Origin of the sequence: Chitinophaga agri (genome assembly GCF_010093065.1) — a bacterium.
GTDB classification, from domain to species: Bacteria; Bacteroidota; Bacteroidia; order Chitinophagales; family Chitinophagaceae; genus Chitinophaga; species Chitinophaga agri.
Genome location: NZ_CP048113.1, coordinates 2,950,871 through 2,966,199, shown reverse-complemented (window position 1 = coordinate 2,966,199; position 15,329 = coordinate 2,950,871). Strand labels below are relative to the sequence as shown.

At 45.1% G+C, this 15,329-nt stretch carries 15 protein-coding genes; 10 read left to right on the top strand and 5 right to left on the bottom strand.

Annotation, left to right across the window (positions count from 1 at the left end):
• Window position 1: 1 nt before the first annotated feature.
• A complete protein-coding gene (locus GWR21_RS11610) occupies window positions 2-2,323 on the bottom strand; it encodes a TonB-dependent receptor (RefSeq protein WP_162331911.1) in 2,322 nt (773 codons plus the stop codon).
• Window positions 2,324-2,468: 145 nt separating this feature from the next.
• Here GWR21_RS11610 and GWR21_RS11605 point away from each other — a divergent pair, with 145 nt between their 5' ends.
• Both GWR21_RS11605 and GWR21_RS11600 read left to right on the top strand, forming a co-directional pair.
• Entirely contained in the window at window positions 2,469-3,536 is a 1,068-nt protein-coding gene (locus tag GWR21_RS11605) for a sensor histidine kinase (protein WP_162331910.1), read from the top strand.
• Window positions 3,511-4,269 carry a LytR/AlgR family response regulator transcription factor gene (locus GWR21_RS11600; RefSeq protein WP_162331909.1) on the top strand — a complete coding sequence of 253 codons (759 nt, stop codon included), beginning with the start codon at window positions 3,511-3,513 and terminating at the stop codon, window positions 4,267-4,269. The genes GWR21_RS11605 and GWR21_RS11600 overlap by 26 nt, the downstream gene beginning before the upstream one ends.
• A 5-nt stretch (window positions 4,270-4,274) precedes the next feature.
• Here the strand turns inward: GWR21_RS11600 and GWR21_RS31525 are convergent, their stop codons facing one another.
• Together GWR21_RS31525 and ligD are read right to left on the bottom strand one after the other, a co-directional pair.
• Entirely contained in the window at window positions 4,275-4,712 is a 438-nt protein-coding gene (locus GWR21_RS31525) for a DUF6496 domain-containing protein (RefSeq protein ID WP_162331908.1), read from the bottom strand.
• 32 nt (window positions 4,713-4,744) lie between these two features.
• On the bottom strand, window positions 4,745-6,757 hold the full coding sequence (gene ligD / locus GWR21_RS11590; protein WP_238430310.1) for a DNA ligase D: 2,013 nt from the start codon (window positions 6,755-6,757) through the stop codon (window positions 4,745-4,747).
• Window positions 6,758-6,857: 100 nt separating this feature from the next.
• On the opposite strand from ligD, the gene GWR21_RS11585 reads away from it, so the two are divergent.
• On the top strand, window positions 6,858-7,469 hold the full coding sequence (locus GWR21_RS11585) for a chemotaxis protein CheB (protein WP_162331907.1): 612 nt from the start codon (window positions 6,858-6,860) through the stop codon (window positions 7,467-7,469).
• A gap of 126 nt (window positions 7,470-7,595) precedes the next feature.
• Here the strand turns inward: GWR21_RS11585 and GWR21_RS11580 are convergent, their stop codons facing one another.
• Window positions 7,596-8,408, bottom strand: a complete 813-nt coding sequence (locus GWR21_RS11580) for an SDR family oxidoreductase (protein ID WP_162331906.1) — start codon at window positions 8,406-8,408, stop codon at window positions 7,596-7,598.
• A gap of 191 nt (window positions 8,409-8,599) precedes the next feature.
• On the opposite strand from GWR21_RS11580, the gene GWR21_RS11575 reads away from it, so the two are divergent.
• The 7 genes from GWR21_RS11575 (at window position 8,600) to GWR21_RS11545 (ending at window position 14,627) form a co-directional block, all read left to right on the top strand.
• The gene (locus tag GWR21_RS11575) at window positions 8,600-9,838 is read left to right on the top strand and encodes a FecR domain-containing protein (RefSeq protein WP_162331905.1); all 1,239 of its coding nucleotides are present in this window, start codon (window positions 8,600-8,602) and stop codon (window positions 9,836-9,838) included.
• 237 nt (window positions 9,839-10,075) lie between these two features.
• Window positions 10,076-10,618 carry an RNA polymerase sigma factor gene (locus GWR21_RS11570; RefSeq protein WP_238430309.1) on the top strand — a complete coding sequence of 181 codons (543 nt, stop codon included), beginning with the start codon at window positions 10,076-10,078 and terminating at the stop codon, window positions 10,616-10,618.
• A complete protein-coding gene (locus GWR21_RS11565) occupies window positions 10,606-12,324 on the top strand; it encodes an outer membrane beta-barrel protein (RefSeq protein ID WP_162331903.1) in 1,719 nt (572 codons plus the stop codon). Before GWR21_RS11570 ends, GWR21_RS11565 begins: the two co-directional genes overlap by 13 nt.
• A 27-nt stretch (window positions 12,325-12,351) precedes the next feature.
• Window positions 12,352-12,774, top strand: coding sequence for an OB-fold protein (locus GWR21_RS11560; protein WP_162331902.1), 423 nt, complete (start codon window positions 12,352-12,354; stop codon window positions 12,772-12,774).
• An 11-nt stretch (window positions 12,775-12,785) separates the two neighbouring features.
• The gene (locus GWR21_RS11555; protein WP_162331901.1) at window positions 12,786-13,181 is read left to right on the top strand and encodes a c-type cytochrome; all 396 of its coding nucleotides are present in this window, start codon (window positions 12,786-12,788) and stop codon (window positions 13,179-13,181) included.
• A gap of 11 nt (window positions 13,182-13,192) precedes the next feature.
• Window positions 13,193-13,735, top strand: a complete 543-nt coding sequence (locus GWR21_RS11550) for a YceI family protein (protein ID WP_162331900.1) — start codon at window positions 13,193-13,195, stop codon at window positions 13,733-13,735.
• A gap of 7 nt (window positions 13,736-13,742) precedes the next feature.
• Entirely contained in the window at window positions 13,743-14,627 is an 885-nt protein-coding gene (locus GWR21_RS11545) for a DUF5777 family beta-barrel protein (RefSeq protein ID WP_162331899.1), read from the top strand.
• Between the two features lie 136 nt (window positions 14,628-14,763).
• Here the strand turns inward: GWR21_RS11545 and GWR21_RS11540 are convergent, their stop codons facing one another.
• Window positions 14,764-15,198 (bottom strand): DUF2147 domain-containing protein, encoded by a 435-nt coding sequence (locus GWR21_RS11540; RefSeq protein WP_162331898.1) that lies wholly within the window; start codon window positions 15,196-15,198, stop codon window positions 14,764-14,766.
• Window positions 15,199-15,329 lie beyond the last annotated feature (131 nt).

Sequence of the window (15,329 nt, the reverse complement as noted above, 5' to 3'; positions counted from 1 at the left end):
ATTAGAACTTAAAGTTATAAGAGATGGAAGGAATGAATTTGAACAAAGCGGTCTGTTTGGCGACTGTTTTGCTTGGATCGTCCTTGTCGTCAGTAAATGTAATAGTGTATGCATTCTCTCTGCCATAAGCATTATAGAGGCTGAAAGCCAGTTCGGAGGACCAGCGTTTACGCTGTTTCAGCTGTAAGGTCGCACCGAGGTCCAGACGATGATAGTCCGGCATACGATACGCGTTACGGCCGGTGTAGTAATAAACAGTTTGTCCATCGATATTATATTTACCGGAAGGATAGGTCACCGCGTCGCCAGTGTAATAAATCCAGTTGGCAGACAGTGTCCATTTCTTGCTCAGCTGATAAATAGCCACGATCGCGATGTCGTGTGTCCTGTCCTGACGTGCATTATACCATTCATTACTGTTGATACCATCAATCTTTCTTTCTGTCTTGGATAGAGTATAGCTTACCCATCCGTTGAATTTACCTACTCTCTTTTTGAACAGCCACTCGATACCATAGGCACGTCCTTTACCAAACAACAGTTCCGATTCGATCGCGTTGCTTACGGAATTCACGTTTGCACCATCACGGTAGTCGATCTGGTTCTGTAAGGATTTATAGTAGGTTTCAACGGTCAGTTCATAATCCCCGCCCAACAGGTCTTTGTAGAAACCAACAGCGTATTGGTCAGAGATCTCTGGTTTGATAATGTTGGTGCTGGCCACCCATTTATCAGTCGGACTGCTCGTTGTACTGTTGGATATCAGGTGGAGGTTCTGGGTATTACGTACATAGGATCCTTTCAGGGAAGAAGTGTTATTCAGTTTGTAACTGATCGCCAGTCTTGGTTCCAGGTTCACATAGGTTTTTACGAAGTCACCTTTCTTATAGTGCAGGGTGTCCAGTATTTTGCCCTCCTGGTCGATGTTGAAGAAGTCACCTTTACCCAGTACGCTGAATGCAGATGCACGCAGACCGTAGGTCATACTGAGCCTATCAGACATTTTCCAGTTGTCAGTGATATACACCGCATTTTCCCATGAGTAACGGTCTTCCAGTGTCCTCGAGTTGATCTGTGAAGTTTCGGAAGTAGTGACCTGACCTGGTGTAATTGTATGATAGATAGTATTGAAACCGAAGCGTACACTATGGTTGGAAGAAGGATACCATTGCAGTTCTTCTTTCAGGTTGTAGTCTCTGATCTTGGAGTAGATATCCGCACTTACAGAACCGCTGTTAATTGAAACGGTATAATCGTAGTTGCTGTATATCAATGAGGTGTTAGAGAACAATTTATTGTTGAAAATGTGGTTCCAGCGTAAAGTACCGGTTGTGTTACCCCATGTCAGACCAAAAAGATCGCCTACACCCAGTTTATCCTTACCGAAATAACCTGAAAAGTAGATCTTGTCTTTATCACCCAGCTCATAGTTCATTTTGACATTGATGTCGTAGAAATAGAGCTTGTTATTATTCAGACTGGAGTCATTGGATAATTTCAGGAACATATCCGCATAGGTACGGCGACCCGTTATCAGGAACGACGATTTATCCTTCTGAATAGGTCCCTCCACGTTCAGCTTTGCTGAGATCAGTCCGATACCACCGCTTACACCATAATCCTGATTGCTACCATCGTTCATTTTGATATCCAGTACAGAGGAAAGGCGTCCGCCATATTGGGCAGGCATACCACCTTTATACACAGCGATGTCCTTGATAGCATCCGAGTTGAAGGTAGAAAAGAAGCCCAGCAGGTGAGAGGCGTTATATACAGGTGCCTCGTCCAGAAGGATCAGGTTCTGGTCGGCTGCACCGCCACGAACGAACATGCCGGCATTACCATCTCCAGCGGACTTAATACCCGGCAGTAACTGGATGACTTTAATCGCATCCCTTTCCCCGAGTAATACGGGCACATTCTTCATCTCTTTGGCAGTCAGCTTCTCCAGACCCATTTGTGGCGCACTGAGGCTTCTTTTGGAGGTGCTGGTACCTGTAATGGTCACTGCCCCGAGGGAAACGGACTCGTCTTCGAGGGAGATATTGATAGTGGTATCTTTCCGAAGGGTGAATTCCAGGCTGGCAGCCTGGAGCCCCATAGAAGTATACTCCAGTTTATGTTTGCCATCTGGGATGGTTAGGGAATAAAATCCGTATTCGTTGGTGGTTGTTCCTCCGCCACCGCTGACTCTTACGGTAGCACCAATAAGGGTTTCTCCCTTGGCTTTGGACTTAATGGTTCCGCTAATTGTGTGTTTCTGCTGTGCCGTGGCTTGCAGGGCCATCAGCGAGACAGCAATCAGCAACAATCTTGATTTCATCCGGTTTTAAATTTAGTGCGAAACAAATAATATTTATCTGATATACAAAAAGTACCCAGGCTGAAACAGACAAAATTACGGCTGAATCGGACAGGGAAAAATTAAGCCGTCCGGTCCATAGTGTGTAATTTGCGGTCTGATACACATGAAAAATATACCTGTCAGAAGTCTTATACGCGTCAGCATCATCGGGCCGCTGGGCGTTGCCATAATTGTAGCACTGACCTCATCAGTGAAAGAGTATTCCCTTAATATAGTACTGTTAAAGTCAGGACTGATTTCTCTCGGTATATTGATAATGGGCCTTTATAACATCGGTTTGATGCTCTGGCTTGCCAACAGGATAGCATATGGTTCCCGAAAGTACAAGATAGTCAGATTTACGCTCAGTTTCGCCGGTGCCGCATTATTTAACCATCTGTTGTTCAGAATTGTGATGGAGACGGAGCTAAAGAATTATGTGATTCCTGAGTGGTATGGGCTGATCCGGAACAGGTCTGTATGGCCCGTACTTTTTCTCATTCATGGATTTGTGGGCAATATCATGGTATTGATATTACAGAACTACATTACTTTATTACATGCTAAAAATCATGCTGAACTGGAGAATGCCCGTCTGAAGTTTGCAAATACAGAAGCAATTAACCAGTTGTTACGTCAGCAGATCCACCCTCATTTTCTTTTTAATGCATTGAATACATTGAAGTCACTGATCCGGCGGCATCCTGAAAAGGCAGAGGAGTATCTGATCCATCTGTCTGATTTTTTACGGGCAAGTATTTCGAATGGGCAACGGAATATTATCTCACTCAGGGATGAGCTGAAGATCAGCATGGACTACCTGGAAATGCAGCAGGTAAGGGCAGGGGCAGCATTGAAATTTGACATCCGGATTGATCAGCAGCAGATGTCTGATAAATGGTTACCGGCATTCTCATTACAGCCTTTACTGGAGAATGCCATTAAACATAACGTACTGACAGCAGAGGAGCCGTTATACCTGGAAGTGATCGAGGAGGGCGACTATCTGAAAGTGGTGAATAATCTGCAGTTAAAAAATATCACTGAAGCGTCTACCGGCAGTGGATTGATGAATCTCTCCGAGCGTTACCGGATGCTTGCCGGAGAAGATATCCTGATAGATGATGATGGAAAGACATTTACAGTAAAAATTAAAATATTACAACATGCAGGTGGTTATCATAGAGGATGAGGTATTGACGGCTGAGGACCTGCAGGAGAGCCTCCAGCAAGTGGACAACAACGTGCAGGTAACAGCTGTACTGAAATCCGTGAAAGAGGCAGTGGCTTATTTTAAATCGCATGCGATGCCTGACCTGATCTTTAGTGATATTCAGCTGGGAGATGGGGAGAGCTTTGATATTTACAGGCAGGTGGAGGTGACGGCGCCGATCATCTTTTGTACAGCATATGATGAATACGCATTGCAGGCATTTAAGGCAAATGGTATTGAGTACATACTGAAGCCTTTTACAGACGCAGCTATTGCAGATGCGATCAGAAAGTACAACACCCTGCGTCGCAATTTTACCATAAAAGATAACAGCGCCGGCAGTCCGCTGTCGGCGATCTTTGAACACGCACCCAAACCGGAAGCGATACTTGTTCACTATAAGGACAAGATCGTTCCGTTAAGACTGGACAGTATAGCGCTGTTTTATATTGAAAAAGAAGCACTATGCCTGATGACGTTCGACAGGCAGCACTATCAGCTTAAAAAAACACTGGAGGAGGCGGAGCAGCTCTGCGGAGAATATTTTTTCCGTGTGAACAGACAGTTTCTTGTGAACCGTAAAGCCATAAAAGATGCATCACACTACCTGTCACGCAAGTTATGTGTCAATCTGACGGTGTCCTTTAAGGAGGTAATTACGGTCAGCAAGGAAAAGACGCCTCAGTTCCTATCCTGGCTGGGAGGACGGTAGTTCCGTTACGATCTTGTTCCCCGTTTTTTAGGAGTAGCTCTTTTCTTAGCAGCGGCCTTTTTAGGAGCAGCTTTTTTTGCAGCGGCTTTCTTTGGTGCGGCTTTTTTTGCAGCAGCCTTCTTCCTGGGCGCCGCTTTCTTAGCAGCCGATTTTTTAGGTGCCGCTTTTTTAGCAGTGGCTTTTTTAGGTGCCGCTTTCTTAGCTGCGGCTTTTTTAGGCGTAGCTTTCTTAGCTGCCGCTTTTTTCTTTGGAGCTGCCTTCTTAGCGGCGGCTTTTTTAGGTACTTTGGCGCCGGATTCGCGGGCTTCAGATAAACCTATTGCAATGGCCTGTTTGGGGTTGGTTACCTTTTTGCCGCTTCTGCCGCTTTTCAGTTTCCCCTTTTTCATTTCATGCATGTTTTCTTCTACCTTGTCCTGGCTCTTTTTTGAATACTTTGCCATGGTGTGGAATTTAAAGGTTAATAAATACTTATTTATGGTTGTATAGTACGTAGTACTTTCTTCATATCAATACCCTTGCCCAATACCGGTTTGAAGATGTCGCCCATTTCGTTGATACGGGCTATGGCGTTAGTAATATTGAAATCTTTCATCTTTAAACCTTTCTTTACTTCGTCCCAATGCAGCGGCATGGAGACGGTCGCACCTGGTTTCGGACGGAGCGAATATGGCGCCGCAAGTGTTGCTTTTGGTCTGTTCTGCAAATAATCAACATAGATCTTACCCTTTCTGTTCTGTGTCATACGTTCAATACTTGTAAAAGCGGGTAAGGTGTGATGTACCTGTGTAGCGATCCATTTGCCGAACAACTGGCACTCGTCGTATGTATATTTTGCGTGTAATGGTATGTAGATATGGATGCCTGTTGAGCCGGACGTTTTACAATAACCCGGAATACCGATACTATCCAGTACGTCTTTCGTAATCTGTGCGGTTTTGATTACCTGCTCAAAGGTATTCTTTTCTGTTGGATCCAGATCAATAATACACCAGTCAGGATGATCTGGTTTGGAGATCCTGCTGTTCCAGGGATTCATTTCAATGGCACCGAGATTGGCCATGTACAGCAGACTGGCTTCGTCTGTCGGTACCATGAAATTTTTATCTTCCCCTGTACTGGTATGATACGGAAATGTTTTGATCCAGTCAGGTGCCTGTCCCGTTACATCTTTCTGATAGAAACTCTTTCCTTTGATGCCGTTAGGAAATCTGTTCAGCGACTGAGGACGGTCCTTCAGGTAGGGCATAATATAAGGCGCTACCTGGTAGTAATAGTTCAGCATATCCCGTTTGGTGTACTTTTCATCCGGCCAGAATACCTTATGCAGGTTAGAAAATTTTAACTCATGCCGGTTGATCTTCCTGACCTGAGTGGCTTCAGAAGGATTAAGCAGGGTCTTACGATCACCACTTATCACAGGGGTAAGCATTTGTTTGGTAATAGTATCGGCTGTACGTTTAACAGCTTTAGTGACAGGAATAGCTTCTTCTTTCCCAACATCTTTCGCCGCTTTGTCAATGCGCATGCCTTCAAATGAAGGATGACGCATCACTCCATCGTCCGTGATTTCTGCATAGCTGACTTCACATACCAGTTCAGGAGCAAGCCAGGTCGCTACAGCTTTCGGCGGATTAGGCCGGAAGCGGGAAGGTTTGTTGATATCCGGAGTAGTGGTGAAAGGCGTAGTTTTTCTAATGAGTGGCTTAAATGCCTGCATCATTTCTTTTTGCTGGGCAGTGGAGAAGCCTGTACCGATCTTCCCGGTATACTGTAGTTTACCTTTCTCAAATACCCCTACCAATAAAGAGCTGAAGGGCTTGGAAGAGTTTTCATTACGCGTATATCCACCTATTACCACTTCATGTCGTTTATTGATCTTAATTTTCAGCCAGTCACGGGTACGCAGCCCCGAATGATACAGGCTTTCTTCGTTTTTGGCAATAATGCCTTCAAGCCCCAGGTCATTGGCGGCCGACAGGAATGCAGTAGCAGAGGTGTTTCTGAAGGCAGTGCTCAACCGGATGATATCAGGAGCGGGAAACAGTCGTTCCAGTAGTTCCCGTCGCTGAATAAGGGGAAGTTGTGTAAGGTCATACCCATTTAGCCACAACAGATCGAATAGATAGTAGATCAGTTCTCCATCAGCCTCACTTCGCCAGTTTTGCAGACTGGCAAAGCTGGAAATGCCGGAAGGGTTTAGCACAACGATTTCGCCGTCCAGTACAGCATCAATTTTCCATTTCTGTAAAGCCTGAAATACGGGGTAGAATTTCTCTTCGAAAGGTTTGTTATTGCGGGAAATAAGCTGGACGTTTCCCTTCTGCAGCAGGGCTATAGCGCGATACCCGTCCCATTTCACCTCATAGAGCCAGCCTGATGCATCTGTAGGTTCATCAACCAACGTAGCCAGCATGGGTGCGATGGTAGCAGGAAGCTTTTTGCGTTGACCTGCGGGGAGTTTAATATCCGTAGCTTTTCTGCGCATGGTAAAACAAGAGCAAAGACCTTACCAGTAAGGGAAGCAGCCTCAGGAGGAACGGTTTAGCCCCAAATTTGAATGACTCTGTAGAAAACGTAAAAGAGAGATGGTGAAGCCTGATTTTTTTATCGTAGGACTAGGATGTTCTGCAGGTTGTCTGGATGTGCTAAAGACAGTCTTTACACACGTGCCGCAAAAGACGGGGATTGCGTTCGTAGTGGTACAACATCTATCAAGGAACTATACGAGTATACTGGACAAGTTACTACAGACACATGCGAGGTTGCCGATTGTACGGGTGTTGGAGGATATGGAGATCAAACCGGATCATATTTATTTGCTGCCTGAGGGCAAGTTCCTGTTGATCAGAGATGGCATACTGACGTTGATTCCACGAACGCTAGAGCAGGTAGTTAACTTTGCAGTGGATATATTTTTTACCTCGCTGGCGGCATATGCAGGCAATAAGGCGGTAGGCATTGTGCTGACAGGCATGGGAACGGACGGTACGGAGGGGGCGAAGGCCATTGAGAGAGCCGGAGGGAGTGTATTTGTGCAGGAGCCGGCATCAGCGGTATTTAAGGGAATGCCTATGACAGTGATTACACAAAACAGTCCGCATGTGATATTGCCGCCGGCTGAGTTGGTAGAGGCGTTGCTAAGACATTGCAGAAAGGGCGAAAGTAGCGCTGGACAAGAGATTGAGGCGGCAGGTTGATAAAAATAGTTTATTTATTCATTACTGTTCGCTCGCTTTGCACCTTGTTCAATATTATTCATTTGCTTGCTGAGGTCTTGAAACATGCGGAAAGTGATACTTTTGTGAGGGACAAATGAAAAGCGTTTACATGCTGGCAGTATGACGTTCTTTCACACCAGCCTTTCTGGCTATCCGGTAATAGGCAGCAGGTAATAGAAGCCTTAGCCAGTAGAGGTACCGTTCTTTCTTTGCGATGATGAGGTGTTGTTTTTTGTGTTGGACAGCATGTAGTATTTTTTTTGCGCAGGTATTAACAGGAATACCGTTCAGTTGTGCATCATCCATTTTGTTGTAAGGCTGGCCGTCTGCCGTAAGTGCGGATAATGGCAGTGGCGTATTGATCCTGCCAGGACTTACAATTGTAATATGGAAACCAGGAATATCATGTTCTACCTGCAGGGTTTCAAAGTATCCTTTTAATGCGTGTTTGGAGGCCACATAACCACTGCGGCCCGGGAAGCCCATTAGTCCGGACATGCTGCTGACAGCGACGATATGCCCGCCGCTCCGCTCCTTAAAATGTGGGAGTAGCAATTGGGTAATGGTGAGTGGCCCGAAGAAATTTACCTCCATCAACCGGTCATATACTGAGATATCTGTATGGATGGCCAGTGAGCGTTGACCAATACCGGCAGAGTGAATAACGATATCAACATGTCCATATTTACGGAGAGTATCTTGCACTATAATGTGTAGTGTATCCCGGCGGGCTATGTCCGCCGGAAGCACTACGCAACTTGTCAGCGTATTTAATTCTTTTCCAAGAGAATGTAATCTGTCTGAGTCCCTGGCGGTAAGGATCAGCAGGGCTTTCTGCTGCGCGAGTTGCTTCGCCAGTGCAGCGCCTATGCCGGATGAGGCGCCAATGATCCAGACTACTTTGTTCTCAAAATGCATGTGGGTATTGATTGAAGATTGGTGGCAAAGGTAGAAGAATTCGTAATTATCGATAATAACGGTTCATAATGAAACGCCTTTCGACTATCCGGAAGATACAATGTGGAAGATCTGTAAAACCATATTGCTCACAATTCTAATTACTGATTCCTGATTATTCTTCGTATATTCCTGTCAAGATCATCCGCGTTATGCAGGAGATAAACTATCACGACAAAGAACTGCTCCAAAGTATTGCCGATGGCAATGAATCTTCTTTCGCCCTTTTCTTCAGGGCTGTAGCTCCCCTTGTACATGCGGATATAGCCGTTGTTATGAAGAATGATAACCGATGTATAATGGCGGTACTACAGGAGACATTTATCATTATCTGGTTGCACAGAGATAAGCTGCCTCATGTAAAGGACATAGATGCCTATTTACGGTCCGTCACCTTACAGGAGTGTTATAATTATCTGCAGGATACCTCCTCTGAGGAATTGATGCCGGTGCCCCAGTATGAGGAAGAGTTGCCGGAAGTGCAGCATTATCAGGCCTACCAGTCAATGATCCATGACACGATCCTGTCGTTACCAGCACAAAGAAGGCTGATCTACGAAATGCACCGGTTGAAAGGCATGCCGCCTGCGAGGATAGCAGCCGACATGCAACTATCTGTAGATACAGTGACCCATGCTATCAATGCGGTTCATCAGTCCGTAAGACAATGCCTGAAAGATGCATCGCATAGCAGCGTCTCTTCAAGACATAATAACTGGGTGGTGGAAAAAATAAGGCTGCTGGAAGAAAACCCTCCTGTCACAATAGCCTTTGATCCGCACTGGATGCCCGTGGTATCTAAGGCGATGGCAATAGATCGTCCTATACCAGCAGATAGTACGCCCGTCATCCGGCGGATCTATTCGAACCGGTTAAACTACCTGTATGCAGGCGCCGCATTGGTCTTCCTGATCATAGGTCCCGGTATCTATCTGATGACAATGCGCTCGGAAAAATCGGCCTCTTTTCATACACTGTCAGCCTCTTCTGATCAACTTTCAAAAGATACATTGCCTGATGGGACACAGGTCTGGCTCAATACTTCCAGTACCGTGAAATATCCCGCCGCTTACACGCCAGCCAACAGAGAGGTTGAAGTGGCCGGGGAAGCCTGTTTTAATGTTCCGGGCTATAAGGATCAGCCCTTTCTGGTACGGGCCCATGAATTGGCCGTGAATGTAACAGGCTCCTCATTTAACATACATACGTACCCCTCACCCGCCCGCCTGGTTATAACAGCCATGGATTATCCGGTCACATTGAGATCAGGGAGTAAGCAACTGGCAGTTGCTCCGGGGCAACAGGCAGAACTCTCCCATGAAGGAAAAATTGCTATAAGTGTGGCAGACACAGCCAATATTGCCGCCTGGAAACGGCAGGTGCTGCAGTAGCTGCCGAAATACCCTCAACCTATCTATGTTGTTCACAAAAATGCCGACAACTTTGGAATATACAAGTATTCTATTATTTTGATTTTCAATACATTGCCTAATTGTAAAATATTAATTAGAAAATATTTCTCTCCCAAGGCAACCTTTCCTGACAGGTTCCGTATTTATTAGGTATAAGGACACTGCGATCTATTTACAAAAACATTGGAACAACTTTCGACCATAATACAAGGGTGCATGGGGAAACAACCCAAATACCAGAAGTTATTGTATGAACAATACTATGGCTATGCTTTTAAGATCGTGTTCCGGTACATCTATAGGTACGAAAATGCTGCAGATGTTGTAAATGATGGCTTTGTAAAAGTATTCACCCGCTTCGACAAATTCAGTGTGGAGGATTCAGAAGATCAGGAAAAAATACTGATGGGATGGATCCGGCGGATCATGGTGAATACAGCCATTGATGAACTGAGGAGGAAAAATATGATACCGGAGATCGGTGGCATACCGGAAGAAGTATGGGAAGTACCCGATATGGGACCGTCTGCAGAACAGAAGTTATATTATAAGGAGTTGATCATATTAGTGAAGGAGTTACCGCCTTCTTACCAGGTGGTATTCAATATGTATATAATTGACGGATTTTCCCACCAGGAAATCGCCGATAAACTGAATATAAGCATCGGTACTTCCAAGTCGAACCTCTCGAAAGCGAGAGCATATTTGCAGAAAAAATTAAACACAGATATACCTGAAATAGACGTATGCAGCTCCTAGATGACGATATGGATGAACTGTTCCGCAATGCGGCCTCAGACTACCCCCTGAATACAGGAGGTGGTGACTGGGAAGCTATGAGGAATAAGTTGCAGCAGGCTGATAACAATCAGCAGGGGACAGCTATACACAGGAATAAAGGGCGCTGGTGGTCAAGACCTCACTTCCTGGTTATTATCATCGCTATTTTGTTAATCGTAGCCGTAGGTGTATTATTCAACGGTGCCCGTAAGCATACTGGTGAGGGATATATTGACCAACACAGACAAGAGCAAGGGGCGGAAAAAAGTACGCAACTGACAGGCGGTGATAGTGAAAAAGCAAGAACCAGTTTCACTACTGCTGAAGAAAACAACGGAGCAAATACATCAACAGTCACGAATACATCAGTAGCTGATCCAGCAGCAGCAACTGTTTCAACTGGCAAAACCGAAACACCTGATCAGGGATTACCAGCGAGGAGCATCACGCCGGTAAATAAACCGGCACAGGCAGGTGAGCCGGCTACACCTGTTCCTGTGAATGACAAAGCGGAAGATGCCCGTGTTGTTACGCAGGGAACTGATAACCTGTTAGCAGGTAAACCAGCAGCTGGTACGACAGGTAGAAAAAAGAACGCAGCATATCAGAAAAAGACACTGCAGAAGCCTGTACCCTTAGCAGACAGGAAGCAATTCTCCGATGCCTATAACCATCAGGTAAACGGAAACAATATTACCAATGACGGAGATGATCATCTGAACACGAATGAACGTGTAGCCGCCGCACAAAAAAGGCAGCAGACCACTACTGCTGTAGCAGGAAATAAAGATCATTCAGTAAAAGGAAACAGTGAACAATCCATCGTGAACAGTGAGAACGGGAATATCACTTCGCGCACCAGCGCAACTACCGGTATTCCTACCAGCAGTTATCCTGCTGCCAGGTCCGGGGTAACTGCTGTCAGTATACCACTGTCCATCGACTGTATTCACAGTACTGCAGATACGTACGCAGCACCAGCCACCGATATCCGGCATATCAACAGAAGCGTCCAACCGGCTGATAGTGCATTCACGCTCTCTGAAGTGGCACCATCGCCGCAGGGTAAACAGGTACCTGCTTTTTTAAACAAAGGACTGTATTATGGCCTGGTATTCAGTCCTGACCTGACCACTGTCAAAATGCAGCGCACATCTGATGTGGGATACAACGTAGGATTACTGGCCGGTTACAGGTTTGGGAAAAAACTGTCCTTAGAAACAGGAGTATTGTATGAGCGCAAATATTATTACTCCACAGGACAGTACTTTAATAAAACGAAGACACCGTGGCCGCAGGATATGACGGTACTCAATGTGGACGGCTGGTGTAACATGTATGAAATACCACTGAATGTGAGATTTAATTTCGCAACAGGTAAGAAAAGCAGCTGGTATGTGAATGGAGGTATGTCCTCATATATTATGAAGCGACAAAAGTACGATTACACGTACGAGTATTATGGACAGACTGAGACAAGGAACTGGACCTATAAAAAGACGATGGCAGACTGGTTCTCCATTGTACACCTGGGCGTTGGTTACGAACGACCAGTGGGCATATTGGGCATTTTACGGGTAGAACCTTATGTCAAGATACCTGCCAGCGGTGTTGGTATAGGTGATCTGCCGGTAACAAGTGTTGGTATCAACATTGGCCTGACCCGGCCCTTACGACTGAAATAAGAAACAGCACATTTAATAAGTAGTCACATGACGCGAAGAAAAATGATCATTCTCGCAACGGCGTTGCTATGCCTTATCGCTGCGGGTACGGGATACTATTTGTATAACAAGCCAAGGACATCTGCTGCCCATGCGCATACGGATAAACATCTCTCTGCCTTACAACTGTATGATGCATTTACGATGAACGAGCAGCACGCGGATAGCCTGTATGTGAATAAAGTACTGGAAATAAAAGGTACTGTAACAGACGTGCAGAAAAACGGTGCGGTAGTGTCCGTCCTCCTGGCCGGACAGGCAGATGGTGCAGGAGGCGTGAATTGTAGTCTTGTGCCAGGAGAGGAGGGGCCTCTTCCGGAAGTAGGACAATCTGTAATGATCAAAGGACTGTGTACCGGCTTACTAATGGATGTAAGTATTGTAGACGCAACTATTATAAATAACAAGTAACAATTCAGACTATGAAAAAAGTGTTTTTCACGCTAATCGCATTAGCGATGACCTGCTGTACCCTGATCATTTCCTGTTCCAAAGATAATGAACAGGATGTTACCAACCCCGGTAATGGCGGAGGTGGTGGTACTACCTGCGATACTGCAAATATGGCCTACAGTGCCAATGTTCAGCCTATTTTACAGACCTACTGTTACAGTTGTCATGGTAATGGTAACGTAAGCGGAGGTGTATCGCTGGGTAACTATGCTTCTGTTAAAACGCAGGTAGATAATGGTAATCTGATCGGTGCTATTACACATGCTGCGGGATATAGTCCAATGCCACAGGGTGGTGCAAAACTCTCCGACTGTAATATCAATAAAATAAAAGCGTGGATTGCGCGCGGAGCACAGAATAATTAAAAAACGTGAATATGAAAACCATATGCTTTATTGTACTGGCCTCTCTGTTCTATCTGCCTATGCAGGGACAAACATACATGACCAGGAACGGCAATGTCAGCTTCTTTTCCAAAACGCCACTGGAAGACATCAAGGCAGAGAATACACAGGCTTTTGCTGCTGTAGACCTGTCAAAGAGATCTGTTGCCTTTACATTGTTGCAAAGAAACTTCCTGTTTCCCAAACAGTTGATGCAGGAGCACTACAATGAGAACTATGTTGAAAGTGAAAAATTTCCCAAAGCACAGTTTGCAGGCACCTTTACTGGTGATGTAAAGACTACACCAGGTACTTATAAAGTACAGGTTAGCGGGCAACTTACCATACATGGTGTAACACAACAGGTGCAGAACATTCCAGCAGAACTGGAAGTGAACGAAGGGAAGATGACGGCGAAAGCAGCATTCGCTGTAAAGCCATCGGATTACAATATCAAAATACCTTCGCTGGTGAAGGATAAAATTGCGTCACAAATCAATATACAAATAGCAGCGGTATGTCAGCCGGCAAAATAGTTTGAATATGCAAAAGATAGCCTGTTATATCATATTATGTTTATTATTCGGACACACAGCTGCTTCGGCGCAGGACACCAGTCTGCTGAGAATGCTGAATGAATCTGAAAACGCTGGGGACAAATCCCATATCGTGACAGGTACATTCAAAGCAACACAGCTGATCAACGTTCCGACTATAGAATCACCTGGTAAAAAAAGCCTTCAGTTCCTGATTATGCACCGCTTTGGTAAGATCAACGAAGGGGCATACGAACTGTTTGGCCTGGACAATGCTTCTATCCGATTTGGCCTGGATTATGGCATAACTGACAGGTTATCCGCAGGTGTGGGAAGAAGCTCCGTAGACAAAGCATTTGACGGCAACATCAAGTATAAGATATTACAACAATCCACAGGTGGTACACCCGTTTCACTGAGTCTTTATGAACTGGTGACTCATTATACACAACGCTATACAGACAAACCTTATCTGAGTGGACGTTTCCGTACCAGTTATACTTCTCAGTTACTCATAGCCCGGAAGTTCTCACGGAACTTGTCCCTGCAACTGGCTCCTTCATGGACCCATTATAATCTGGTAGGTACACCGGAAGATAAGAATGACGTGTTTGCCATCAGTGCAGGCGGCAGGATGAAGTTTACCAAAAGAATGAGCCTTACAGCAGAATATAATTATCTGCTGCCTGACCAGGTAGTGTCAACAAAAATATATAATTCACTTTCCCTCGGCGTAGATATTGAAACTGGAGGACACGTGTTTCAGCTTGTATTTACCAATTCGAATGGTATGATCGGACCTTATTATCTGTCTAAAACAAACGGCAGCTGGGATAAAGGAGATATTTTCTTCGGATTTAATATCTCCAGATCGTTCAATTTCAGGAAATAGGATCAGGAATTGGGAATTAGGAATTTGCAGCTTACAACTCTCCACCTTAGCTAAGGGCTGTTTCTAACAGAGATGAAGGAAGGTGCTGATAGTGAGACCATGGAAGGCTGACCAATTCCTAATTCCCCGTTCCTCATTAACTCCTCGTCCAGACAGTTGTACGACCCATCAGAGAGATGCCTATGTACCCACGTATCTGTAGCGTAGTACCCTTGAATTTCATTACACAACTGTAGGTTTTTCCGCTCTTTGGATCATAGATCTTACCTCCTTCCCATTCCCCGTCATCATAGGTGAAATTGGTCAGTAGTACCAGGTCCTGCAACTTGCGACTGCGCAACTTTTCATCGGGGTTTTTGATATCAGTGCGCGAACTGCCATCTGGTTCATACATGTTCTTACCCCACACGAGCTTCCCAAAGTATTTGTTACCAGATTTGTAGATCTCTATTTTACCATCTTTTTCTTCACTGAGCCAGGTACCCAGTATTTTATCTGCTGGCGCATTTTGTGCAAAAAGACTACCTGTGGCAACCGCCAGGACGAAAAGTAGAAGAGTGAGCTTTTTCATCGAATAATCTTTAAGGTTTTAATTCCCTCAGACGGGATACTACATATTAAACTACAATATTCAGGCCGGTCAGTCACAACGGCACTTACCAAATTAAGGTTTTTTAAAATCAGCACCATCAGTAACTGCTG